At 55.3% G+C, this 23,761-nt stretch carries 22 protein-coding genes; 8 read left to right on the forward strand and 14 right to left on the reverse strand.

Going from position 1 to position 23,761, the window contains the following annotated elements; all coding sequences use genetic code 11:
- Positions 1–2: 2 nt before the first annotated feature.
- The 3 genes from speD to HV340_RS03665 form a co-directional block, all read right to left on the reverse strand.
- The gene (gene speD / locus HV340_RS03655; RefSeq protein ID WP_014168660.1) at positions 3–797 is read right to left on the reverse strand and encodes an adenosylmethionine decarboxylase; all 795 of its coding nucleotides are present in this window, start codon (positions 795–797) and stop codon (positions 3–5) included.
- Complete coding sequence (speE, locus tag HV340_RS03660; RefSeq protein ID WP_014168661.1) at positions 798–1,667, reverse strand: polyamine aminopropyltransferase; 870 nt, start codon at positions 1,665–1,667, stop codon at positions 798–800.
- Positions 1,668–1,783: 116 nt separating this feature from the next.
- Positions 1,784–2,131 carry a YacC family pilotin-like protein gene (locus tag HV340_RS03665; protein ID WP_014882582.1) on the reverse strand — a complete coding sequence of 116 codons (348 nt, stop codon included), beginning with the start codon at positions 2,129–2,131 and terminating at the stop codon, positions 1,784–1,786.
- A 145-nt stretch (positions 2,132–2,276) separates the two neighbouring features.
- Here HV340_RS03665 and cueO point away from each other — a divergent pair, with 145 nt between their 5' ends.
- Positions 2,277–3,836 carry a multicopper oxidase CueO gene (cueO, locus tag HV340_RS03670; protein WP_050737494.1) on the forward strand — a complete coding sequence of 520 codons (1,560 nt, stop codon included), beginning with the start codon at positions 2,277–2,279 and terminating at the stop codon, positions 3,834–3,836.
- Positions 3,837–3,932: 96 nt separating this feature from the next.
- Here cueO and HV340_RS03675 read toward each other — a convergent pair whose 3' ends face one another.
- Entirely contained in the window at positions 3,933–6,323 is a 2,391-nt protein-coding gene (locus HV340_RS03675; RefSeq protein ID WP_020882595.1) for a glucose/quinate/shikimate family membrane-bound PQQ-dependent dehydrogenase, read from the reverse strand.
- 207 nt (positions 6,324–6,530) lie between these two features.
- Here HV340_RS03675 and hpt point away from each other — a divergent pair, with 207 nt between their 5' ends.
- Positions 6,531–7,067 carry a hypoxanthine phosphoribosyltransferase gene (hpt, locus tag HV340_RS03680; protein ID WP_025205381.1) on the forward strand — a complete coding sequence of 179 codons (537 nt, stop codon included), beginning with the start codon at positions 6,531–6,533 and terminating at the stop codon, positions 7,065–7,067.
- Positions 7,068–7,168: 101 nt separating this feature from the next.
- On the opposite strand, the gene can is transcribed toward hpt, so the two are convergent.
- The gene (can, locus tag HV340_RS03685; protein WP_020882596.1) at positions 7,169–7,831 is read right to left on the reverse strand and encodes a carbonate dehydratase; all 663 of its coding nucleotides are present in this window, start codon (positions 7,829–7,831) and stop codon (positions 7,169–7,171) included.
- Positions 7,832–7,938: 107 nt separating this feature from the next.
- Here can and HV340_RS03690 point away from each other — a divergent pair, with 107 nt between their 5' ends.
- From HV340_RS03690 to HV340_RS03705, 4 genes are all read left to right on the forward strand, one after another.
- Positions 7,939–8,865 (forward strand): ABC transporter ATP-binding protein, encoded by a 927-nt coding sequence (locus HV340_RS03690; RefSeq protein ID WP_014168668.1) that lies wholly within the window; start codon positions 7,939–7,941, stop codon positions 8,863–8,865.
- Positions 8,862–9,632, forward strand: coding sequence for an ABC transporter permease (locus HV340_RS03695; protein ID WP_014168669.1), 771 nt, complete (start codon positions 8,862–8,864; stop codon positions 9,630–9,632). The genes HV340_RS03690 and HV340_RS03695 overlap by 4 nt, the downstream gene beginning before the upstream one ends.
- A 105-nt stretch (positions 9,633–9,737) precedes the next feature.
- Positions 9,738–10,178, forward strand: a complete 441-nt coding sequence (locus HV340_RS03700; RefSeq protein WP_025205377.1) for a PTS sugar transporter subunit IIA — start codon at positions 9,738–9,740, stop codon at positions 10,176–10,178.
- A gap of 63 nt (positions 10,179–10,241) precedes the next feature.
- On the forward strand, positions 10,242–11,489 hold the full coding sequence (locus HV340_RS03705; RefSeq protein ID WP_014168671.1) for a polysaccharide deacetylase family protein: 1,248 nt from the start codon (positions 10,242–10,244) through the stop codon (positions 11,487–11,489).
- 40 nt (positions 11,490–11,529) lie between these two features.
- On the opposite strand, the gene panD is transcribed toward HV340_RS03705, so the two are convergent.
- The 9 genes from panD to thpR form a co-directional block, all read right to left on the reverse strand.
- Positions 11,530–11,910, reverse strand: coding sequence for an aspartate 1-decarboxylase (gene panD, locus HV340_RS03710; protein WP_014168672.1), 381 nt, complete (start codon positions 11,908–11,910; stop codon positions 11,530–11,532).
- Between the two features lie 57 nt (positions 11,911–11,967).
- Complete coding sequence (gene panC, locus HV340_RS03715; protein ID WP_025205376.1) at positions 11,968–12,819, reverse strand: pantoate--beta-alanine ligase; 852 nt, start codon at positions 12,817–12,819, stop codon at positions 11,968–11,970.
- 11 nt (positions 12,820–12,830) lie between these two features.
- Positions 12,831–13,622, reverse strand: a complete 792-nt coding sequence (panB, locus tag HV340_RS03720) for a 3-methyl-2-oxobutanoate hydroxymethyltransferase (protein ID WP_063925643.1) — start codon at positions 13,620–13,622, stop codon at positions 12,831–12,833.
- 122 nt (positions 13,623–13,744) lie between these two features.
- Entirely contained in the window at positions 13,745–14,224 is a 480-nt protein-coding gene (gene folK / locus HV340_RS03725; protein WP_063925642.1) for a 2-amino-4-hydroxy-6-hydroxymethyldihydropteridine diphosphokinase, read from the reverse strand.
- The gene (pcnB, locus tag HV340_RS03730) at positions 14,221–15,618 is read right to left on the reverse strand and encodes a polynucleotide adenylyltransferase PcnB (protein WP_071842211.1); all 1,398 of its coding nucleotides are present in this window, start codon (positions 15,616–15,618) and stop codon (positions 14,221–14,223) included. The genes folK and pcnB overlap by 4 nt, the downstream gene beginning before the upstream one ends.
- A gap of 42 nt (positions 15,619–15,660) precedes the next feature.
- A complete protein-coding gene (gene gluQRS / locus HV340_RS03735) occupies positions 15,661–16,551 on the reverse strand; it encodes a tRNA glutamyl-Q(34) synthetase GluQRS (RefSeq protein ID WP_063925641.1) in 891 nt (296 codons plus the stop codon).
- Positions 16,552–16,610: 59 nt separating this feature from the next.
- The gene (gene dksA / locus HV340_RS03740; protein WP_001155232.1) at positions 16,611–17,066 is read right to left on the reverse strand and encodes an RNA polymerase-binding protein DksA; all 456 of its coding nucleotides are present in this window, start codon (positions 17,064–17,066) and stop codon (positions 16,611–16,613) included.
- A 176-nt stretch (positions 17,067–17,242) separates the two neighbouring features.
- Positions 17,243–17,947: a DNA/RNA nuclease SfsA gene (gene sfsA, locus HV340_RS03745; protein ID WP_014168679.1), complete on the reverse strand. Its 705-nt coding sequence runs from the start codon at positions 17,945–17,947 to the stop codon at positions 17,243–17,245.
- Positions 17,937–18,491 (reverse strand): RNA 2',3'-cyclic phosphodiesterase, encoded by a 555-nt coding sequence (gene thpR / locus HV340_RS03750; RefSeq protein WP_014168680.1) that lies wholly within the window; start codon positions 18,489–18,491, stop codon positions 17,937–17,939. Before thpR ends, sfsA begins: the two co-directional genes overlap by 11 nt.
- Before the next feature lie 73 nt (positions 18,492–18,564).
- Between thpR and hrpB the strand changes: the two genes are divergently transcribed.
- Both hrpB and mrcB read left to right on the forward strand, forming a co-directional pair.
- Positions 18,565–20,994 (forward strand): ATP-dependent helicase HrpB, encoded by a 2,430-nt coding sequence (gene hrpB / locus HV340_RS03755; protein ID WP_063925640.1) that lies wholly within the window; start codon positions 18,565–18,567, stop codon positions 20,992–20,994.
- Positions 20,995–21,168: 174 nt separating this feature from the next.
- Entirely contained in the window at positions 21,169–23,694 is a 2,526-nt protein-coding gene (gene mrcB / locus HV340_RS03760; RefSeq protein WP_025205202.1) for a bifunctional glycosyl transferase/transpeptidase, read from the forward strand.
- The last annotated feature ends 67 nt before the right edge of the window (positions 23,695–23,761 follow it).

Genomic DNA, 23,761 nt, shown 5'->3' on the forward strand with positions numbered 1-23,761 from the left:
GCTTACACGGTCGGAATATTGCGGCCGTAGTAGATTTCGCGCATCTCTTTCCAGAGCAGGTCAGTAATGGCCTTGCGCTCTTCTTCGCTTAAATCTTCTGGTCGGGTATGGAACATGTAGTGCTTAAGGTCGAACTCCTTAAGTAACATCTTGGTATGGAAGATATTTTCCTGATACACGTTCACATCCATCATGTCATACAGCGACTTCATGTCGTCGGACATAAAGTTCTGAATGGAATTGATCTCGTGATCGATAAAGTGCTTCATGCCGTTAATGTCACGGGTAAAGCCTCGCACGCGATAATCAATCGTCACGATATCGGATTCCAGCTGGTGGATTAAATAGTTCAGCGCGTTCAGCGGGGAGATCACACCGCAGGTCGACACTTCGATATCGGCACGGAAGGTACACAGCCCGCCTTCAGGATGGCTCTCCGGGTAGGTGTGCACGCAGATGTGGCTTTTATCGAGATGGGCGACGACCACTTCCGGCAGCGGGCCCGGATGTTCTGTTTTATCGATAAGTTGAGGGTCGACCGGCTCTTCGCTGACCAGAATCGTGACGCTGGCACCCTGAGGTTCATAATCCTGACGGGCGATATTCAGGATATTCGCGCCGATAATCGAACAGGTTTCTGACAGGATCTCGGTCAGGCGGTTGGCATTGTAGAGTTCATCGATATAGGCGATGTAACCATCGCGTTCTTCCGCTGTTTTGGCATAGCAGATATCGTAAATACAAAAACTCAGGCTTTTGGTCAGGTTGTTAAAGCCATGCAGTTTAAGCTTTTTCAATTAGCTCACCCCCTTAGTGGATAATGCGTCTTGCAGGTACTGCGGTAAGGCAAACGCTGCGGTATGAACTGCCGGATTGTAGTAACGGCACGTAAGACCGGCCTGGTGGAAGCGGGCCTGAATAATTTCGGTGGAGAGATGGCGCAGTACGTCGTTATCCGTCGCCCAGGCAAAGGTCATGATCCCGCCGTAGTACGTCGGAATAGCGGCCTGATAGAAGCTGACATCGCCAAAATAGGTGCTCAGCTTGCGGTGGCTGTCGAGGGCTTCATCCTGTTGCAGGAAGCAGACGCCGTTTTGTGCCACGAAAATCCCGCCCGGCTTCAGGCAGCGCTTGCAGCCTTCGTAGAAATCGGAAGTAAACAGCGATGCGCCGGGACCGATCGGGTCGGTACAGTCGGAGATAATAACGTCGAAGGTCTGGGTCGTCTGATTAACGAAGTTAACCCCATCATCAATGACCAGACTGAAGCGCGGATCGTCATAGCTACCGGCGTTATGGTTCGGCAGGTACTGACGACAAAAAGAGACCACGCCGGCATCAATTTCCACCATCGTAATGGTTTCGATGGATTGATGGCGGGAGACTTCACGCAGCATTGCGCCATCACCACCACCGATAATCAGAACATGCTTCGCATGCCCGTGTGCCAGCAGTGGGACGTGGGTCATCATCTCATGATAGATAAATTCGTCACGCTCGGTCGTTTGCACGACACCGTCCAGCGCCATCACGCGGCCAAAGGCGGCATTCTCGAAGATGATCAGATCCTGGTGATCGGTTTTCTCATGATAGAGCACGTTATCAACGGCAAAGTACTGACCAAACTGGTCATGCAGTGTTTCATGCCACAACGTGTGGTCGGCCATACGCGGACTCCTCCTTTGTTAACATCCGTTACGCTCACAAAAAATGAGCGAAACATGATAGCTAACTATAACCGTGGTTGCACGGCTATAGGCTCAACAAGGGGGCGTCGGGAAGGTTATTTCACGTAGGCGAGCAGGCTGAGTGAATCGCGAGCCAGCGCTTTGCATTTTTTGGCGGTAGGGATACCAATACCGCTTAAATCGCGGTAGCTGTCTTCGCCGAGCGCCTTCATGTCGAAGCTATCGTAGTTGCTGAGATCCCATTGGTTTTGCTGGGCAAAAAAGACCAGTGCGCGACGAATCTGCCCGTTGGGCAAATTCTGGTAACCACAATCGTTTTTCAGAAAGACAAAAACTGCCGTCAGATCGGCCATATCTTCCGCTTCATTTTCACTCAGCGCGTAACTGTTCGCACACATCGCCATCAGGCTACCGAACAAAATTGTTCTGAAAAACGTCTTCATTGCTTCTACCACTGCATCACGGAAAATTAACGTTAGCATACTTGATGCCAGGCCGACGATCTTTATTATTGCCGCTTTACTTGACCTTCCGGTAAGGGGAGGGTTTATGCTCAAAAGATCGCCTGCTGGAAATAAGGAAATGAACATGCAACGCCGTGATTTTTTAAAATATTCCGTTGCGCTTGGCGTAGCCAGCGCTTTACCGCTGTGGAGCCGCGCGGCTTTTGCTGCCGACAGACCTGCCTTACCGATCCCTGATTTACTCACCGCGGATGCCCGTAGCCGCATCCAGCTTGTTGTCCAGTCCGGTAAAACGACCTTTGGCGCACACAGTGCGACAACGTGGGGTTATAACGGCAATCTTCTCGGCCCGGCACTTCAGTTACGTAAAGGGAAAGCGGTAACGGTGGATATCCATAACACGCTGGCAGAGGAGACCACGTTGCACTGGCACGGACTGGAAGTGCCGGGCGAGGTGGACGGGGGGCCGCAGGGCATCATAAAACCGGGCGGTAAGCGAAGCGTGACCTTTACCCCGGACCAGCGCGCCGCGACCTGCTGGTTCCACCCCCATCAGCATGGCAAAACGGGCCATCAGGTGGCGATGGGGCTGGCGGGGCTGGTGCTGATTGAAGATGACGAAAGCCGTTTGCTGCGCCTGCCCAAACAGTGGGGCATCGACGATGTGCCGGTCATTGTGCAGGACAAAAAATTCACCGCTGACGGACAAATTGATTACCAACTGGACGTCATGAGCGCGGCGGTAGGCTGGTTTGGCGACACCCTGCTGACCAACGGTGCCATTTACCCGCAGCATGCGGCACCGAAAGGCTGGCTGCGCTTACGCCTGCTCAACGGCTGTAACGCCCGCTCACTGAATTTCGCCACCAGCGATAAACGCCCTCTGTACGTGGTCGCAAGCGACGGGGGGCTGCTGCCTGAACCGGTGAAGGTGGATACGCTACCGATGCTGATGGGGGAGCGTTTTGAGGTGCTGGTGGATATCAGCGACGGCAAACCGTTTGACCTGGTCACGCTTCCGGTCAGTCAGATGGGAATGGCGGTTGCACCCTTTGACAAGCCACACCCGGTGCTGCAGATCCAGCCGCTGCAGGTCACGGCCTCGGGCATGTTGCCGGATACCCTGACCACGCTCCCGGCGCTACCTTCTCTCGAGGGCCTGACCCAACGCAAGCTGCAACTGTCCATGAACCCGATGCTCGACATGATGGGCATGCAGGCACTGATGGCGAAATATGGCAATCAGGCGATGGCGGGCATGCACCACGGAGAGATGATGGGCCATATGAATATGGACCACGGTAAAATGGGCGGCATGGGGCACGGTGGCCATGATTTCGATTTCCATAATGCCAACATGATCAACGGCAAAGCGTTCGACATGAACACGCCAATGTTTGCTGCCACAAAAGGGCAGTTTGAACGCTGGGTGATTTCAGGCGAAGGCGACATGATGCTGCATCCGTTCCATATTCACGGCACCCAGTTCCGCATCCTTTCTGAAAACGGTAACGTGCCACAGGCGCATCGCGCGGGATGGAAAGACACCGTCAGGGTTGAAGGTGGCGTCAGTGAGGTGCTGGTGAAATTTGACCACGAGGCACCGAAGGCGTTTGCCTATATGGCGCACTGCCATCTGCTGGAGCATGAAGATACGGGCATGATGCTGGGGTTCACGGTTTAATATCGTGTGGGCTGATGCCCAGACCTTGGTCCAGAGGGGATAAGCAATAAAAACGGCAACCGAAGTTGCCGTTTTTTTTACCGTTGGCGGTGTTAGTTATTTAGCGTCGTCGGGTAAAGCATAAGCCACAATGTAGTCGCCCATCTTCGTACCAAACGAACCGTGACCACCCGCAGAGATGACAACGTACTGCTTGCCATTCACTTCATAGGTCATCGGCGTTGCCTGTCCACCTGCTGGCAGACGGCCTTGCCACAGTTTTTCACCGTTGGTCATGTTGTACGCGCGCAGGTAGTTATCGGCGGTTGCCGCGATGAACAGCACGTTACCGGCGGTAGAAATTGGACCACCCAGCATTGGCATACCCATATTGAACGGGACAGGAACCGGCATCGGGAACGGCATGCTGTCCTGAGGCGTACCAATACGTTTTTTCCAGACGATCTGGTTAGTTTTCAGATCCAGGCCGGAGATATAACCCCAGGCAGGCTGTTTACACGGCAGACCAAACGGCGACAGGAACGGGTTCAGCGTGACACCGTATGGCACGCCATACTGCGGCTGAATACCCGCTTCAGTACCGCTGCCTTTAGCATCTTTAGGCTGCTCCATTGGGTTGCCTGGACCGCGTGGAATGAGCTTAGAAACAAACGGCAGGGCCATCGGGTTGGCAATCGCCACCTGACGGTTAGGGTCAACGGAGATCCCACCCCATTCGAACATGCCCAGGTTACCCGGGAAGACCAGCGTGCCCTGCTCAGAAGGTGGCGTGAAGATACCTTCATAGCGCAGCTGATGGAACATCACGCGGCACACCAGCTGGTCAAACATTGTGGCACCCCACATGTCTGCACCGCTGAGATCTTTCTTCGGACGGAAGCTCAGGTCAGAGAACGGCTGTGTTTTGGTGACATAGTCGCCTTTAGCAGCGCCCTGCGGAACGGGTTTTTCTGGTGCCGGGACAACCAGCTTACCGTTGCTGCGATCCAGCACAAAGATGTTGCCCGTTTTCGCGGGTGCATAAATCACCGGAACGGTTTTGCCGTTAACGGTAATGTCAGCCAGCGTCGGCTGGGACGGCATGTCCATATCCCACAGGTCGTGGTGAACAGTCTGGTAGCTCCAGGCCAGTTTACCGGTGGTCGCGTTCAGCGCCACGATAGAGCTGGCATAACGCTCTTGCTCAGGCGTACGGTTACCCCCCCAGATATCTGGCGTGGTGACGCCCATCGGCAGGTAGACCAGGTCCAGCTTCGCGTCATACGCCGCCGGTGCCCAGGAGTTAGGTGAGTTAAAGGTAAAGGTGTGTTCGTCCGATGGGATCGCATTTGGATCTTTCGCGCCCGGGTCGAAGGCCCACAGCAGTTTACCGGTATTCACGTCAAAACCACGGATAACGCCAGAGGTTTCGCGGGTGGAGAAGTTATCGGTTACCGAGCCGGCAATCACGATAGTTTTATCGGTGATAATCGGCGGTGAGGTTGGCTCATACAGACCCGGCGTGGTGTCCGGCATGTTGGTCTGCAGATTCAGGATACCTTTGTTGGCAAAGGTCTCACACAGCTTACCGGTTTCGGCATTGATCGCGAACAGGCGGCCATCGTTTACCGGCAGCATGATGCGGCGAGGACAGTCGGCAATGACTTCAGGGCTCGCATTATCAGCACGCGCTTCGTGGTAAGAGACGCCACGGCAGGTGATGTGCTGGAACGACGGGTTGGAGTTCAGCTGTGGATCGAAGTGCCATTTCTCTTTACCGGTGGCCGCATCAAGCGCGAACAGACGCTGGTGCGCGGTGCACAGATAAAGCATGTTACCGACTTTAATCGGCGTCACTTCGTTGGTCAGTTCACCCGGATCGTTTGGCATCTTCAGGTCGCCGGTACGGAATACCCAGGCTTCTTTCAGGTTCTTAACGTTGTCCGCGTTGATCTGTTTGAGCGGGGAGTAGCGCTGACCTTCCTGATTACGGCCATAAGCTGGCCAGTCGCCATCCGCGACCTGCGAGATAGCCGCAGCTGGGGTGGATTCGGCATTCAGCGTACCGTTAATCTCCTGCGGGTCGTTAAAACCGGCCCAGGTGAGAATGCCGCCGCTGATCAGCAGGGCAACCACCAGCGCCGCAACGGCACCGCTTGAAGGAACAATCAGGCGACGCCACACGAACGGCAGGATCAGCCAGATACCAAAGAAGACCAGGATGTCACTGCGCGGCGTCAGTGCCCAGAAGTCGAAACCGACTTCCCAGACGCCCCAGATCATGGTTGCGAGGAGTAAAGCAGCATAAAGCCATAGCGCGGATTGTTTTCTACGCCACAACAGGACGGTTACGCCAAGCATAACCAGACCCGCAATAGGGTAGTACCAGGAGCCGCCAATTGCGGCCAGCCAGACGCCACCGATTAACAGATACAGGCCGCAGAAGGCGGCGAATAGCGCTGTTAATGTCACCAGTAGACGTGGCTGTTGAGTTTTTATTTCAGCCATAGAAAGTGTACTCGTCAGTTTTGTTAATTATTTGCTAGCAACTAATTATAGGTATTAACAAGTGTGATCGGAATCACAATATTTGCTTTTTATAACTCATGCGCCAGGTGTATCCATTTACTGATATAATGGCTGGCTTGCGTATCGATGCCGGAGTAACATTCATCCGCATTGAGAGATTTTCATTAAAATCATATGGTTAGTAATATGAAACATACTGTTGAAGTGATGATCCCGGAAGCCGAGATCAAAGCGCGTATCGCCGAACTGGGTCGTCAAATCACCGAACATTACAAGGACAGCGGCAGCGAAATGGTGCTGGTCGGTCTTTTACGTGGCTCTTTCATGTTCATGGCAGACCTGTGCCGTGAAGTGCAGGTGTCCCATGAGGTCGATTTTATGACCGCCTCCAGCTACGGCAGCGGCATGTCCACAACCCGTGATGTGAAAATCCTGAAAGATCTGGATGAAGATATTCGTGGCAAAGATGTGTTGATCGTTGAGGACATCATCGACTCCGGCAACACGCTCTCTAAAGTGCGCGAGATCCTGAGCCTGCGTGAGCCAAAATCCCTGGCGATCTGCACCCTGCTGGATAAACCCAGCCGCCGTGAAGTGCAGGTGCCGGTAGAGTTTGTCGGCTTCTCTATCCCTGACGAGTTCGTCGTGGGCTATGGCATTGACTACGCGCAGCGTTACCGCCATCTGCCGTATGTGGGTAAAGTGATCCTGCTCGACGAGTAAGGTTTGTGATGTGCGGTCTGTTGCCCTCTGACGAGGGGACACACAGTAAAAACGGCAACCCGGGTTGCCGTTTTGTTTTTATCTGAACCGCTTACAGGCAGCTATTTATGGTTGACGTGCTTAAGCTTCAGGTTGGCGATCCCGGAACGATAGCGCTGCTCCAGCGTTTCACGGTTGGTGGCGGTCACTTCCAGGTTACGAAGCAGACCATCGTGAATACCGTAGGCCCAGCCGTGGATCGAGACTTTTTGCCCGCGTTTCCACGCCGATTGCATGATGGTGGAATGGCCAAGGTTATAAACCTGCTCCATCACGTTCAGCTCGCAAAGGGTATCGAGACGACGCTCCTGCGGCATTTCACCCAACAGTGAGCTATGTTTGAACCAGATATCGCGGATATGCAGCAGCCAGTTATCGATTAACCCGAGTTCGGTATTTTCAATCGCGGCCTGCACACCGCCGCAGCCATAGTGGCCACAAATAATGATGTGCTCGACCTCCAGAACGTCAACGGCGTACTGAACAACCGAAAGGCAGTTGAGGTCGGTATGGATCACCAGGTTGGCAACATTACGGTGCACAAACAGTTCGCCAGGCTCGAGGCCTGTCAGGCGCTCTGCCGGAACGCGGCTGTCGGAACATCCAATCCAGAGAAAGCGTGGGTTTTGCGCCTGCGCGAGCTTTCCAAAAAATCCGGGGTCTTCCTCCACCAGCATTTTTGACCATAGTGCATTGTTGCTGATGAGTGTATCTATGTCGTTCATGGAGGTTAGCGACCTGTAACCGAGTGATTGCGTTGCGCTAATATAGGGTAACTCGACTTTTAATGAAACCACACAACGTGTGTCAGAACCTAAGGTAAGTTTAATTCATGGCGATTGCACTGGAGCTTGAGCAGCTCAAAAAAACCTATCCAGGCGGCGTTCAGGCGCTGCGTGGGATAGATCTCAAAGTGGAAGCGGGGGATTTCTACGCGCTTCTGGGGCCGAATGGGGCGGGGAAATCCACCACCATTGGCATTATCAGTTCGCTGGTCAACAAAACGTCCGGCCGGGTGAGCGTGTTTGGTTACGACCTGCAAAAAGATGTGGTGAATGCCAAGCGCCAGCTCGGACTGGTACCGCAGGAGTTCAACTTCAACCCGTTCGAGACAGTGCAGCAAATCGTGGTTAATCAGGCGGGTTACTACGGTGTTGAGCGCAAAGAAGCGGTGGAGCGCAGCGAAAAGTACCTCAAACAGCTCGATCTGTGGGAAAAACGCAATGAACGTGCGCGCATGTTGTCTGGCGGGATGAAGCGCCGTCTGATGATTGCCCGTGCGCTGATGCATGAGCCAAAGCTGCTGATCCTTGATGAGCCCACCGCGGGCGTGGATATCGAACTGCGTCGTTCAATGTGGGGCTTCCTGAAGGACCTTAACGACAAAGGCACGACCATTATTTTGACCACGCACTACCTCGAAGAGGCGGAGATGCTGTGTCGCAATATCGGCATCATTCAGAACGGTGAGCTGGTGGAAAACACCTCAATGAAGAGCCTGCTCGCCAAGCTGAAATCCGAAACCTTCATTCTCGACCTGGCGGCGAAAAGCCCGCTGCCGACGCTGGAAGGCTATAACTATCGTCTGGTGGATACCTCAACGCTGGAAGTGGAAGTGCTGCGCGAGCAGGGCATTAACAGCGTGTTCTCACAGCTGAGCGCGCAGGGTGTTCAGGTATTAAGTATGCGTAACAAAGCGAACCGACTGGAAGAGCTGTTTGTCTCTCTGGTGCAGGATAAACAAGGAGACAAGGCATGACGCATCTTTACTGGGTCGCGCTGAAAAGCATCTGGGCGAAAGAGATTAACCGCTTTATGCGTATCTGGGTGCAAACCCTGGTACCGCCGGTGATCACCATGACGCTCTACTTCATCATCTTCGGTAACCTCATCGGTTCCCGCATTGGTGAAATGCACGGCTTTACCTATATGCAGTTTATTGTGCCGGGCCTGATCATGATGGCGGTGATCACCAACGCCTATGCTAACGTGGCATCATCATTCTTTAGCGCCAAGTTCCAGCGTAACATTGAAGAGCTGCTGGTCGCGCCGGTACCAACGCATGTGATCATTGCGGGTTATGTGGGCGGCGGCGTGGCGCGCGGTCTCTGCGTGGGGATTCTGGTGACGGCGATCTCCCTGTTCTTTGTGCCGTTCCAGGTGCATTCATGGCTGTTCGTGGCGCTCACGTTACTGTTGACGGCAATCTTGTTCTCGCTGGCCGGTCTGCTGAACGCGGTGTTTGCTAAAACGTTTGATGATATCAGCCTGATCCCGACCTTTGTGCTGACGCCACTGACCTATCTTGGCGGGGTGTTCTACTCCCTGACGCTGCTGCCGCCGTTCTGGCAGGCGCTGTCACACCTGAACCCGATTGTTTATATGATCAGCGGCTTCCGCTTTGGTTTCCTCGGCATTACGGATGTGCCACTGATTACCACGGTTGCGGTGCTGGTGGTGTTTATTATCGCCTTCTACCTGCTGTGCTGGTCTCTCATTCAGCGTGGACGCGGTCTGCGCAGCTAATCTCCCGCCCGGCGACATTCTGTTTGCCGGGCGCTTTTCTTTGATTGTTATCACCGTACGCTAACCTTCACTCCGCTAAACTACTTGCCTGCTAAGGAGAGAGTGATGCTGGGATGGGTGATCGCCTGCCATGATGAACAGGCGCAGGATATGCTGGATAAACTGGAGGCCAGATTTGGTCCGCTGGCGCAATGCCGTGCGGTTAACTACTGGCGTGGATTGAGCACCAACATGCTCAGCCGCATGATGTGCGATGCCCTGCATGAAACCGACACCGGTGACGGCGTCATCTTCCTGACCGATAAATCCGGCGCGGCACCTTATCGCTCTGCGGCATTGTTGAGCCACAAGCACGACAACTGTGAAGTGATATCAGGCATTAACTTTTTGCTGCTGGAATCCATGTATCCCTTCCGGGAAACCTTAAGCAGCGCTGAATTCCGTCATGCGATCGTCGACAAAAAAGTGGCCGGCGTCAGCAGCCTGTGGCATCAGCAGCAAAAAAATCCTCCCTTTGTCTTGCTGCATGATTTGTATAAGAATTAAACATTGGTATTGATGCTGCTTTTGTTACAATGGTGGCTGATTTTCCGTGTCGATTAATATTCCATGTTCATGCGCGTTGTGTTCCTTCTGTTGCTGCTGGTTTCCGGCGGCGCATCTGCCAGCCTGATTGCTCAGCAAGGGCTTCCCGCCCGATATATGCAAACCACCGAAGATGCGGCTATCTGGGCGCAAGTAGGTAACAATGTGGTCAATGTCGGCAATATCCGTGCCGGGCAAATCCTGGCCGTTGTCCCCACATCCGCTGATTACTACGAGTTTCGTTTTGGCTTCGGCACGGGCTTTATTGATAAAGAGCACCTGGAAGACGTGCAGGGCAAACAGCGCGTGGAGGACAGCCTTGGTGATTTGAATAAACCGCTGAGTAACCAGAACCTGATAACCTGGAAAGACACGCCTGTCTTTAACGCCCCCAGCAGCGGAAGCGCCCCATTCGGCACGATGAGTGCTAACCTTCGCTACCCCATTCTGAATAAACTTAAAGACCGTCTGAACCAGACCTGGTATCAGATCCGCATCGGCAATCGTCTGGCGTGGATCAGCAGCCTGGATGCGCAGGAAGATAACGGCATCCCGGTCCTGACCTATCACCATATCCTGCGTGATGAGGAGAACACCCGTTTCCGGCATACCTCCACGACCACCAGCGTGCGTGCGTTCAGCAACCAGATGACCTGGCTTCGCGATCAGGGCTATACCACGCTGACGATGGCTCAGCTTGAAGGGTATGTGCGTAACAAAATGAACCTGCCGGCGAAGTCTGTGGTGATCACCTTTGATGACGGGCTGAAGTCGGTGAGCCGCTATGCGTATCCCGTCCTCAAAGCGTATGGATTCAAGGCGACGGCGTTTATCATCTCGTCGCGTATAAAACGTCATCCGCAGAAGTGGGCGCCGAAATACCTGCAGTTTATGAGTGTCTCTGAGCTTGAGCAGATCCAGGATGTGTTTGATATCCAGTCTCATACCCACTTCTTGCATCGGGTGGACGGCAATAAACACCCGATCTTACTGAGCCGTAGCCATCACGTGATTTTGTTCGATTTCGCGCGTTCACGCCGGGCGCTGGCGCAATTTAACCCGCACGTGCTCTATCTCTCTTATCCGTTTGGCGCCTATGACGACAAAGCGGTAAAAGCAGCGAATGACGCAGGGTTCCACCTGGCGGTGACAACGGTAAAAGGCAAAGTGAAGCCCGGGGACAATCCGTTCCTGCTTAAGCGACTGTATATTTTAAGGACGGATTCGCTGGAGACGATGTCGCGGCTTATCAGTAATCAGCCGCAGGGATGAGGTGAGAGAAGGCTGTGAACGGTTCACAGCCTTCAGGATATCAGGCAACCTGGACCGGAATGGCTTTCGCGGTGCGTTTCATTTCGTTGTCGCCTTCGAAGTACGCCACTTTTGGCTGCCAGCGACGGGCTTCTTCGTCAGACATCATCACGAAGCTGGCGATGATGACGATATCACCGACGTCAGCACAGTGAGCGGCAGCGCCATTCACGGAGATAATTCTGGAGCCGCGTTCCGCCGCGATCGCATAGGTAGAGAAGCGCTTACCGTTATTCACGTTCCAGATATCAATGGCTTCGTTTTCAAGGATGCCCGCTGCATCAAGAAAATCCTGATCAATGGCGCAGGAGCCCTCATAGTGCAGGTCGGCCTGAGTGACTTTCACACGGTGAAGCTTACCTTGCAGCATTTTGCGAATCATTACGTTTACCTTTAATCATCATGCGTTAACCCCCCGCGAACGAGGGGAGGTAGAGAGTTATGCCAGCTCAACCACTTTATTGTCGATAAGGCGTGCCTGACCGAGCCATGCAGCCACCAGAAGCACCGCGCGCTTGCTGGTATCGGTCAGCTCAAGCAGCGTATCGGCATCACGGATTTGGATATCGTCAGCGCGGAAGCCTTTGTCGTTCAGCGCCTGTTCGGCGAGGGCAACGATCTCTTCTGCACTCAGCTCTTTAGCCACAAGCTGTTCCGCCATGGTATTCATGACCTTGCTCAATCCCGGCGCGATTTTACGCTCATCCGCGGTAAGGTACCCGTTACGGGAACTGAGCGCCAGACCGTCTTTGGCACGCACAATCGGCACGCCCACGATCTCAATATCATAACCCATGTCGGCGACCATCTTACGGATCAACGCCAGCTGCTGGAAGTCCTTCTCACCGAAGCAGGCAACGTCGGGCTGCACCAGGTTAAACAGCTTGCTGACGATGGTTGAAACGCCGCGGAAATGGCCCGGACGGCTGGCGCCTTCCAGCATGGTTGAAATGCCCGGCACGTCCACGTAGGTCGCGTCCTCGGTCCCCTGCGGGTAGACGTCTGCAGGTGCCGGAGAGAAGACAATGTCCGCGTGGCGTTTTTTGAGTTTTTCGCAATCTTCCTGCAGGGTGCGCGGATAGCGCGCCAGGTCGTCGGCACGGTCAAACTGCATGGGGTTCACAAAGATACTGACCACCACGATATCTGCACGCGCTCTGGCTTCATCAACAAGCTTCATATGGCCGTCATGCAGGTTACCCATCGTGGGAACCAGTGCGATACGTTTACCTTCCTGACGTGCACGACGGATATGCTGGCGAAGCAGCGGCAGGGTTTCAATGATTAGCACAACAAGACTCCTTAATGGAAACTGTGTTCTTCACCCGGGTAAACACCGGATTCAACGTCGGCAATATACTGCCGCACAGCAGCACGCATGTCGCCTGCTTCTGCCAGGAAATTTTTGGCGAATTTAGGGATATGACCGCCGGTAATACCAAAGGCGTCGTGCATCACTAAAATCTGACCGTCGGTAACATTGCCTGCGCCAATGCCAATCACCGGAATCGACAGCGCCTCGGTGATGCGTTTTGCCAGTTCAACCGGCACACACTCCAGCACCAGCAGCTGTGCGCCAGCGGCTTCCAGCGCCAGGGCATCCTCAAACAGTGTCTGTGCTGCATCACCGCGGCCCTGCACCTTATAGCCGCCAAAAATATTGACGGATTGCGGCGTCAGACCCAGATGACCGCAGACCGGCACGGCACGTTCGGTGAGCATTTTCACGGTCTCTGCAAGCCAGGTTCCGCCTTCGATTTTGACCATATTGGCCCCGGCACGCATGACGGTTGCCGCATTCTCGAACGCTTGCTCTGGCGTCGCGTAGGCCATAAAAGGCAGATCGGAAAGCAGCAGACAGGCAGGTGCTCCGCGGCGCACGGCACGGGTATGGTAGGCAATATCTTCGACCGTCACCGGCAGGGTGGAATCATGGCCTTGTACCGTCATCCCTAACGAATCTCCGACCAGCATGACAGTGATACCCTCTTCGGCAAAAAGCTTAGCGAAGCTGTAGTCATACGCAGTAATGGTGGCGAAGCGTCTCTTTTCCTGTTTGCATTTCTGCAGTAAGGAGATGGTGGTTGGTTTCATACTGTTTCCTGATAGCCCAAAAGCGAATCTTTGCGCATTCTAACAGTAACATTTGAGGGAACAATGATTTTAGGCAACCGATTAACCACAATTCTGTGAGGGTTAACCGGTAAAAACGCGGATCACCAGCGGGCTGGTTTTTCTGCGTCGAGGCTATCCAGCACTGCCTTCAGCGAGAGGCCGTCAGGGAAGGTGAGGTCAGGGGCAACGTCGAACAGCGGCCAGAGCATAAAGCCGCGATTTTTCATGTCGTAGTGCGGAACGGTGAGACGGGGGGTGTTAATCACCTCATGGCCAAACAGCATAATGTCGAGATCGAGGGTGCGCGGCCCCCAGCGTTCGGCTTTGCGTACGCGGCCCTGCTGCAGTTCGATTCGCTGAGTATTTTCCAGCAGCGTGTCGGCATTCAGCGCAGTGTCCAGCACCACGGCGGCATTCAGGTAATCAGGCTGATCCTGTGGACCCAGCGGCGGTGTCCGGTAGAAAGAAGAGACCGCCACAATACGGCTTTGTGGGATTTCACCCAGCGCCTGAACGGCAGCATTAACCTGCTCCAGCGGAGAGGCCAGATTGCTGCCGATGGCAATGTACGCCAGGGTCATGCCGTACCTTCACGGCGCGGCGCACGTTTGCGCGGACGACGGTGGCGACGACGCGGCGTCGGTTCGTCATCGAGGTCGACGAGCATATCTTTCTGCTCTGGCGGTGCTGAAACCTGGAATTCTCCCCACCACTGCGCCAGACGCTGCAGTTCCTGGTTCCGTTCAATTTCAGCACGCAGCGACAGTAAATCGAACGCAGCGCGGAATTTAGGATGTTCCATCAGCTTCCAGGCGCGTTTACCCTGACGACGAGACATGCGCAGCTGAAGCTGCCAGATATCACGCACCAGCGTCGTAATACGTTTTGGAATGGCGAGCGTGCGGCAGGCTTCATCCAGCACGTCATTTGCGGCCAGCGCAAACGCATCGTAGTAGGCCAGACCGCTTTCCTGCGCAATTCTCTGCGCTGCTTCCAGCAGCGGATACCAGAACATCGCGGCAAACAGGAACGCCGGGTTCACACGCATATCGTTGTGAATGCGGGTATCGGTATTCTTCAGCACCTGCGCAATCATGCGTTCCATTGGGCTGTCACCGTTTTCGGTAAAGCAGCGCGTAATGGTCGGGAACAGGGGCTGGAAAAGGCTGTATTCGCGTAGCAGCTTGTAGGTTTCGTAGCCGTAACCGGCCTGCAGCAGCTTCAGCGCCTCTTCAAACAGACGGGCTGGCGGCACGTCGTTAATCAGCGTCGCCAGACGCGGTATCGGCTCTGCGGTTTCCGGGCTGATGCGCATTGACAGTTTGGCGGCGAAACGTACGGCGCGCAGCATACGCACCGGGTCTTCACGATAACGCGTTTCCGGCGTGCCGATCAGGCGAATCAGACCCTCTTTCAGGTCCTGCATGCCACCGACGTAATCACGGACGGTGAAATCTGCCACGCTGTAGTAAAGGCTGTTGATCGTGAAATCGCGACGCTGGGCATCTTCTTCGATAGAACCGAAGATATTGTCCCGCAGCAGCATGCCGTTCTGGCCGCGCTGGGAGGTGGTGCGATCGGATTCGCCCGCTTCGTGGTGACCGCGGAAGGTCGCCACTTCAATAATTTCCGGCCCAAACATGACGTGAGCAAGACGAAAACGACGGCCAACAAGGCGGCAGTTACGGAATAATTTGCGCACCTGCTCTGGCGTGGCGCTGGTCGTCACGTCGAAATCTTTTGGTTTTTTTCCCAGCAGTAAATCACGCACCCCACCGCCAACGAGATAGGCCTCGTAGCCTGCTTTATTCAGACGATAGAGCACCTTGAGGGCATTTTCACTGATATCTTTGCGGGAAATATTGTGCTGCTCACGTGGAATAACCGACATGCGGTTTTGCGCAATAGCGTCGTTCGCCATGCTCTCTTCGCGGCTTAGCACTTTACGGCAAAAATTAGCGACTCGGGTAAAAATAGTACACCTCGTAGTGTGTTTTGTTATGAAAAAAGCGGCTAATCATAGCTCAGCGCAACGCATTTGAGAATGCTGGATTTTTGGCACGGTCGTCAGCGTCCAGTTGGCGATCGCCATTTTCAGCAGTTCGTCAATTCGCAAATCCTGCCATTCGTTGGTTACATTCTGGTTGAGAAATCGCAGCGCGTCGATCAAAACAGGGCGCGGATCGCCGTCTGGCAGGGCGGGCGCATGATTTTGTTTTGACAGCTTAAAGCCCTGTTCATTGACCGCCAGCGGCAGATGAATGTAATCCGGCGCGTTCCAGCCAAACTGGTGATAGAGCGATATTTGTCGCACGGTAGGTTCCACCAGGTCAGCCCCGCGCACAATTTCCGTCACGCCCTGGAAATGGTCATCAACCACAACCGCCAGGTTATAGGCGAACAGGCCGTCACGGCGGTGGATAATAAAATCTTCGCGTGCAAGACGTTCATCCGCCTGGATCTCGCCGGAGAGTAAATCAGTAAAGTGCGTCACCGGGGCATGCTGCTTTATGCGCACGGCGGCCAGTTCTGGGCCGTTATTGCGCGTGCGGCAGTGGCCGTCATAGACGCCACCCACGCTCTGAATACGCGCGCGGGTGCAGGTGCAGTAGTAGGAGAGCCCTTGTGCGTGGAGCCACGCCAGGCGTTCCCGGTAGGCATCATGTCGCCTTGACTGCCAGAGGACGTCGCCGTCCCAGTGAAGACCGTAATGTTCCAGCTGACGCAGAATGGTATCTGCTGCACCGGGAACTTCACGCGGAGGATCAATATCTTCAATGCGGACCAGCCATTTACCGTGACGGGCGCGAGCCTGCAGGTAGCTGCCGAGGGCGGCAATTAATGAGCCGAAGTGTAATTCACCAGAAGGGGATGGCGCGAAGCGCCCAATATAGTGTGATTCAGACATATCAACAGTAACAAGGCGGGAGAAACTCCCGCCTTTAGAGTGTGTAAACAGCGCTGGTATTAACCGGCCATCTGTTTTTCGCGGATTTCTGCCAGCGTTTTACAGTCGATGCACAGATCGGCGGTTGGACGCGCTTCCAGGCGACGAATTCCGATTTCAACACCGCAGGATTCGCAGTAGCCAAAATCTTCGTCTTCGACTTTTTTCAGCGTTTTTTCGATCTTTTTGATCAGTTTGCGTTCGCGGTCACGGTTACGCAGTTCGAGGCTGAACTCTTCTTCCTGAGCGGCACGGTCTACCGGGTCCGGGAAGTTAGCAGCTTCATCCTGCATATGAGTAACGGTGCGATCGACTTCATCCCTGAGTTGATTACGCCATGCTTCAAGAATACGCTTGAAGTGCGACAGCTGGGCTTCGTTCATATACTCTTCGCCCGGCTTCTCTTGATACGGCTCCACCCCAGCGATGGCGAGAATACTCAGGGACGATGTTTTACGGTTTTGCCCTTCTTGCATGTTGCTTCTCCTTAACACGCACTATCGATCCCCGTGTTGGGGGAAAAATCAGGTCGCTATAAATAGCAGATGCTTTTCCGTATGGCAATTATCTAAACGTAACACTTGACAAGCCTGTGAGGAAAAGCGTATTTGCGCACGCGGCCAGAACACTTAATAGTCAATCGTCTAATCCCTTATAAGACAATGGGAAGAGAGGATCTCAGAGTCATATTATCGGCAGAAAGTTCCGCTTTATAAGCCAAAACCTCCACCCCCTGCTTTTGTGCCTCATTCAACAATTGCGCGTATTTGAGATCAATATGGCGGGCTGGAGAAAATCGTTCAATGGCTGAATGTAAAACCGCAAACAGCAATACGGCGCGTTTGCCCGCCGCCGCAACACTCATCAGCTCCCGCAGATGCTTCTGCCCCCGTAGCGTGACCGCATCCGGAAAGTAGCCGTTTTCCTGTTCCGCTAACGTCACTGATTTTACTTCAATATAGCACTCGGGCCGGTCTTCCGCCTGTAACATGAAGTCAATTCTGCTGCTTTCATCGCCATATTTAACTTCACTTTTATGCGTGCCATACCCCACCAGTTCGGGCAGGGTGCCAAGGGTCAATGCTTCCTTAACTAATTGATTGGCGCGCAGGGTATTCACACAAATAAATGCCCCGTTTTGCGTCTCGGTCATTTCCCAGGTATGGGCATATTTGCGTTTAGTATTTTCTGAAGTGGAATACCAGACTGTGTCACCCGGCGTTGCACAGCCGGTCATGGCACCGGTGTTCGGGCAGTGCAGCGTGAGCTGTTCACCTTCGGGGGTGATCACGTCAGCGAGAAAGCGTTTGTAGCGTTGAACCAGCGTGGCGTGCTGCAGGGCAGGACTAAACTTCATCAGAATTCCTTAGGGTATCGCCCAGCGACCAGCGCTGTAGCGGCGTGTAACGGGTGCGTCCTTGGGTAAAGACCGATTCGTAAAGCGCGAAGGTATTGACCTCAACGTCCCAGTGAAAACCGGGTGGCGGAATGGCAACGGCCTGACCGGCATCGCGCAGCAGGGTGATATGCGGATGAAACGGCTGCGGACTCTGGTAACACCCGCTGCGAGCCGCCTGGGCGCGCAACATACTGGCAAGCTGTAAAAGCCCGCGGGGCGGCTGGCGCGTGCCCAGCCAGACCACGCGTGAGCGCAGCCACTGGCCCGCGTCGTCGAGGTGCAGCGTAAACGCCGGCTGAGAAATGCGGCCAGCCATTGCTGCCAGCGCGCGCTGTTTTTCGGCGCTGACATCGCCCAGAAAGGCCAGCGTCAGGTGCAGGTTTGCCGCCGCGATCGGACGGCCTGCGTCCTGGGGAAAATGGCTGGCTCGCCAGCGAACGATTTTTCGCTGCAGCGTGGAGGGCAATTCTATGGCAAAAAACAGCCGTTTCGACTCAGACATACAGGGGACTCGGTAATGGTATGCGCCGATGCTACAATGTACGCCGACTAATGTTAACCCTCTGGAGCTGTTAGTGTCCTCATTGCCGGTCGCCGTCGTCCTTCCTGAGCTTCTTGCTGCCTTACACCATGCCCCGCAGGTTTTACTTAACGCCCCGACGGGCGCAGGTAAATCCACCTGGCTGCCGCTGCAGATCCTCAAAGAGGGCACTGCCCGCGGGAAAATTATCCTGCTGGAGCCGCGCAGGCTGGCCGCACGGAACGTAGCGCAGCGCCTGGCGGAACTGCTTGGTGAAAAGCCGGGCGAGACGGTGGGTTACCGTATGCGCGCCGAAACCTGCGTTGGCCCGTCCACGCGCCTTGAGGTGGTGACCGAAGGGATCCTGACCCGCATGCTGCAAAACGATCCGGAGTTAAACGGCGTCGGATTGGTGATTCTGGATGAATTCCACGAGCGTAGCCTGCAGGCAGATCTGGCACTGGCGCTGTTACTTGATGTTCAGCAAGGGCTACGCGACGACCTCCGGTTGCTTATCATGTCCGCTACGCTGGATAACGAGCGACTGCAGCAGACGTTGCCCGACGCGCCGGTTATCGCCTCCGAAGGCAGAGCATTTCCCGTTGAGCGTCGCTATCAGCCGTTGCCTGCCCATCAGCGTTTTGACGACGCGGTAGCCATCGCAACCGCCGAATTGCTCCGCCAGGAATCGGGATCGCTACTGCTGTTTTTGCCCGGCGTAGGCGAGATCCAGCGCGTGCAGGACCAACTGGCTTCCCGGGTGGGAAGTGACGTGCTGCTTTGCCCGCTCTACGGCGCGCTGTCGCTGGCGGATCAACGTAAAGCAATCCTGCCCGCGCCCGTGGGGCAGCGTAAAGTGGTGCTGGCAACCAATATTGCCGAAACCAGTTTAACCATAGAAGGCATTCGCCTGGTGGTGGACAGTGCGCAGGAGAGGGTGGCGAGCTTTGACGCGCGTACCGGGCTGACTAAACTGCTGACGCAGCGCATAAGCCAGGCGTCAATGGTCCAGCGAGCAGGCCGTGCGGGACGTCTTGAGCCCGGTATCTGCCTGCATTTGACCAGCGCGGAGCAGGCTGAACGCGCTGCACAGCAAAGCACGCCGGAAATTTTACACAGCGATCTGGCGGGGCTGGTGATGGATCTTTTGCAGTGGGGATGCCCGGATCCGGCACAGCTGACCTGGCTTAATCCTCCACCCGCCGCGAACCTTGCTGCTGCCCGGATCTTACTGAACCGCCTGGGGGCGCTTGATGGTGAGCGATTGTCATCCCGCGGGCAAAAAATGGCCGCGCTGGGCAATGACCCTCGCCTGGCGGCGATGCTGGTGGCCGCGCAGGGGGAGGATGAAATTGCTACGGCGGCGAAACTGGCGGCTATTCTTGAGGAGCCACCGCGCGGTGGCAGCAGCGATCTGGCGCAGGCCTTTTCCCGCAATCAGGGGAACTGGCAGCAGCGGGCGCAGCAGCTTTGCCGGCGACTCAACGGCAAAGCCGGATCGCCAGACAGCGCGACTATCGCGCCTCTGTTAGCGCAGGCGTTTCCCGACAGGATCGCGCGTCGTCGCGGTCTGGACGGGCGATATCAACTGGCCAATGGCATGGGTGCGATGCTGGACAGCGATGACGCCATGACGCGTCACGAATGGCTGATTGCGCCGTTACTGTTACAGGGTAACCACTCCCCGGACGCGCGTATTTTACAGGCTATCGCGGTGGATATAGATGCCCTGACGCGTGCCTGTCCGCAGTTGGTCCAGCAATCCGATACCGTGGAATGGGATGAGGCTCAGGGCACGCTGAAGGCGTTTCGTCGCAGCCAGACAGGTAAACTGATCCTCGGCACCACACCGCTGGCAAAACCGTCGGAAGAGGTGCTGCATCTGGCCATGCTGAACGGCATCCGGGACAAAGGGTTAGGGGTGTTGAACTGGACGCCAGAGGCGGAACAGTACCGTATTCGTCTGCACTGTGCCGCGCGCTGGCTACCGGAGTATGACTGGCCCGCGGTCGATGATGAGACATTGCTGGGCTCGCTGGAACGCTGGCTGCTGCCGCAAATGCACGGTGTACACTCGCTGCGTGCGCTAAAAGCGCTTGATGTTAAGGTCGCGTTACAGAATTTACTGGACTGGTCATTACGTCAACGTCTGGATAGTGAACTGCCAGGGCATTACACTGTGCCGACCGGAAGCCGGATTGCCATTCGTTATCACGAGGATAATCCTCCGGCGCTGGCGGTACGTATGCAGGAAATGTTTGGAGAGGCCACCACGCCTTCTGTGGCGCAAGGGCGCGTCTCTCTGGTGCTGGAGCTGTTGTCGCCAGCCCATCGCCCGTTACAGATTACCCGCGACCTGGGGGCATTCTGGGCGGGGAGCTACCGTGACGTGCAAAAAGAGATGAAGGGGCGGTATCCCAAACATGTCTGGCCGGACGATCCGGCAAATACGGCACCGACACGACGGACGAAGAAGTATTCGTGACGGGGGGCTGGGAACGTGCGGCTTGATGCCCTCACCCGCAGGGTGCGGGAGAAAATACTAAAGACGTTCCTGTCTGGAAGGTCTTGCTGTTTACTTTGAGAGATTTCTTCTTTCACAGGCCAGTGGAAGAAAAGAGAATCGGGCCCTTGCGCCTGAAAGTTGCGGAGAAAAAGCATGGCGGGGAATGACCGCGAGCCAATAGGACGTAAGGGAAAACCAACGCGTCCGGCGAAAGAAAAGGTAAGCCGTCGTCGCCTCAGAGATGAGGACTATGACGATGACTATGAAGACGATTATGAGGATGAAGAACCGATGCCGCGTAAAGGGAAAGGCAAAGGGCGTAAGCCTCGGGGCAAGCGCGGCTGGTTCTGGCTGCTGCTGAAGCTGTTCATTGTATTTGTTGTGCTGATGGCGATTTACGGCGTCTATCTGGATCAGAAGATCCGTAGCCGTATAGACGGAAAAGTCTGGCAACTGCCTGCGGCGGTGTATGGCCGCATGGTGAACCTTGAGCCAGATATGTCCATCAGCAAGAACGAGATGGTGAAACTGCTGGAAGCCACCCAGTATCGTCAGGTGTCGAAAATGACGCGTCCTGGCGAATTTACCGTGCAGGCGAAAAGCATTGAGATGATCCGCCGTCCGTTTGATTTCCCGGACAGCAAAGAGGGTCAGGTGCGTGCGCGTCTGACCTTTGACGGCGATCGTCTGGACACCATCGAGAACATGGATAACAACCGTCAGTTCGGTTTCTTCCGTCTCGATCCGCGTCTGATCACCATGCTCTCGTCGGCGAACGGCGAACAACGTCTGTTTGTTGCCCGTAACGGCTTCCCGGACCTGCTGGTTGATACCCTGCTGGCAACCGAAGACCGTCACTTCTATGAGCATGATGGCATCAGCCTTTACTCGATTGGCCGTGCGGTGCTGGCTAACCTGACCGCCGGACGGACGGTGCAGGGGGCGAGTACGCTGACCCAGCAGCTGGTGAAGAACTTGTTCCTCTCCAGTGAACGCTCTTACTGGCGTAAAGCCAACGAAGCGTACATGGCCGTACTGATGGATGCGCGTTACAGCAAGGATCGTATCCTTGAGCTGTACATGAACGAGGTGTACCTCGGTCAGAGCGGGGATAACGAAATCCGCGGCTTCCCGCTGGCAAGTCTGTACTACTTTGGTCGTCCGGTGGAAGAGCTGAGCCTTGACCAGCAGGCGCTGCTGGTGGGCATGGTGAAAGGGGCGTCCATTTATAACCCGTGGCGTAACCCGAAACTGGCGCTGGAACGTCGTAACCTGGTGCTGCGTCTGCTGCAACAACAGCAGGTGATTGACCAGGAGCTGTACGACATGCTGAGCGCACGTCCACTCGGCGTTCAGCCGCGCGGTGGCGTGATCTCGCCTCAGCCTGCGTTTATGCAGCTGGTGCGTCAGGAGCTGCAAAGCAAGCTCGGTGATAAGGTGAAAGATCTCTCCGGCGTGAAGATCTTTACCACCTTCGATTCCGTGGCGCAGGAAGCCGCTGAAAAAGCTGCGGTGGAAGGTATCCCGGCGCTGAAGAAACAGCGTAAGCTGAGCGATCTTGAAACCGCGATGGTGGTGGTTGACCGTAACACCGGCGAAGTTCGCGCCATGGTGGGCGGTGCTGAGCCGCAGTTCGCAGGCTACAACCGTGCAATGCAGGCGCGACGTTCGATTGGTTCACTGGCAAAACCGGCAACCTATCTTACCGCCCTGAGTCAGCCTAACCAGTATCGCCTGAATACCTGGATTGCCGATGCGCCGATTTCCCTGCGCCAGCCTAACGGCCAGGTATGGTCTCCGCAGAACGACGATAAACAGTTCAGCGGCCAGGTCATGCTGGTGGATGCGTTGACCCGCTCGATGAACGTGCCAACGGTGAACCTGGGTATGGCGCTCGGTCTGCCGGCGATTGTCGACACCTGGCAGAAACTGGGTGTGCCGAAAGATCAGCTCCATCCTGTTCCGGCGATGATCCTGGGGGCGCTTAACCTGACGCCGATCGAAGTGGCTCAGGCGTTCCAGACCATTGCCAGCGGGGGTAACCGTGCACCGCTCTCTGCTCTGCGTTCGGTGATTGCTGAGGACGGCTCCGTGCTGTATCAGAGCTTCCCGCAAGCGGAACGTGCCGTGCCAGCGCAGGCGGCCTATATGACGTTGTGGACGATGCAGCAGGTTGTGCAGCGGGGGACCGGACGTCAACTGGGTGCGAAGTATCCGGGCCTGCATCTGGCAGGTAAAACCGGGACCACCAACAACAACGTGGATACCTGGTTCGCCGGTATCGATGGCCGTGAAGTGGTGATCACCTGGGTAGGCCGCGATAACAACCAGCCAACCAAACTGTACGGTGCGAGCGGGGCGATGTCGATTTACCAGCGCTATCTGGCGAATCAGTCTCCGGTACCGCTGAATCTGGTGGCGCCGGAAGATATTGTCGATATGGGCGTGGACGGTTCCGGTAACTTTGTCTGTGGCGGCGGTATGCGTACCTTGCCTGTCTGGACCACCAACCCGGATTCGCTGTGCCAGCAAAGCCAGCCAGAGCAACCGACGGGTAACCCGTTCGAGCAGTCTTCTCAGCCTCAGCAGCAGCCGCAACAACAGCCGCAGCAGCAGAATGAGAAAAAAGACAGCGACGGTGTCGCGGGCTGGATTAAAGATATGTTCGGCGGTAACTAACGCTTCACATCCCCCCGAAAGGGGGGATTTTTTTACCTGTACTTTCCATTTCCTTAACCCTCGTTTT

It is taken from the genome of Enterobacter sp. RHBSTW-00975 (assembly GCF_013615235.1).
GTDB lineage: Bacteria > Pseudomonadota > Gammaproteobacteria > Enterobacterales > Enterobacteriaceae > Enterobacter > Enterobacter ludwigii.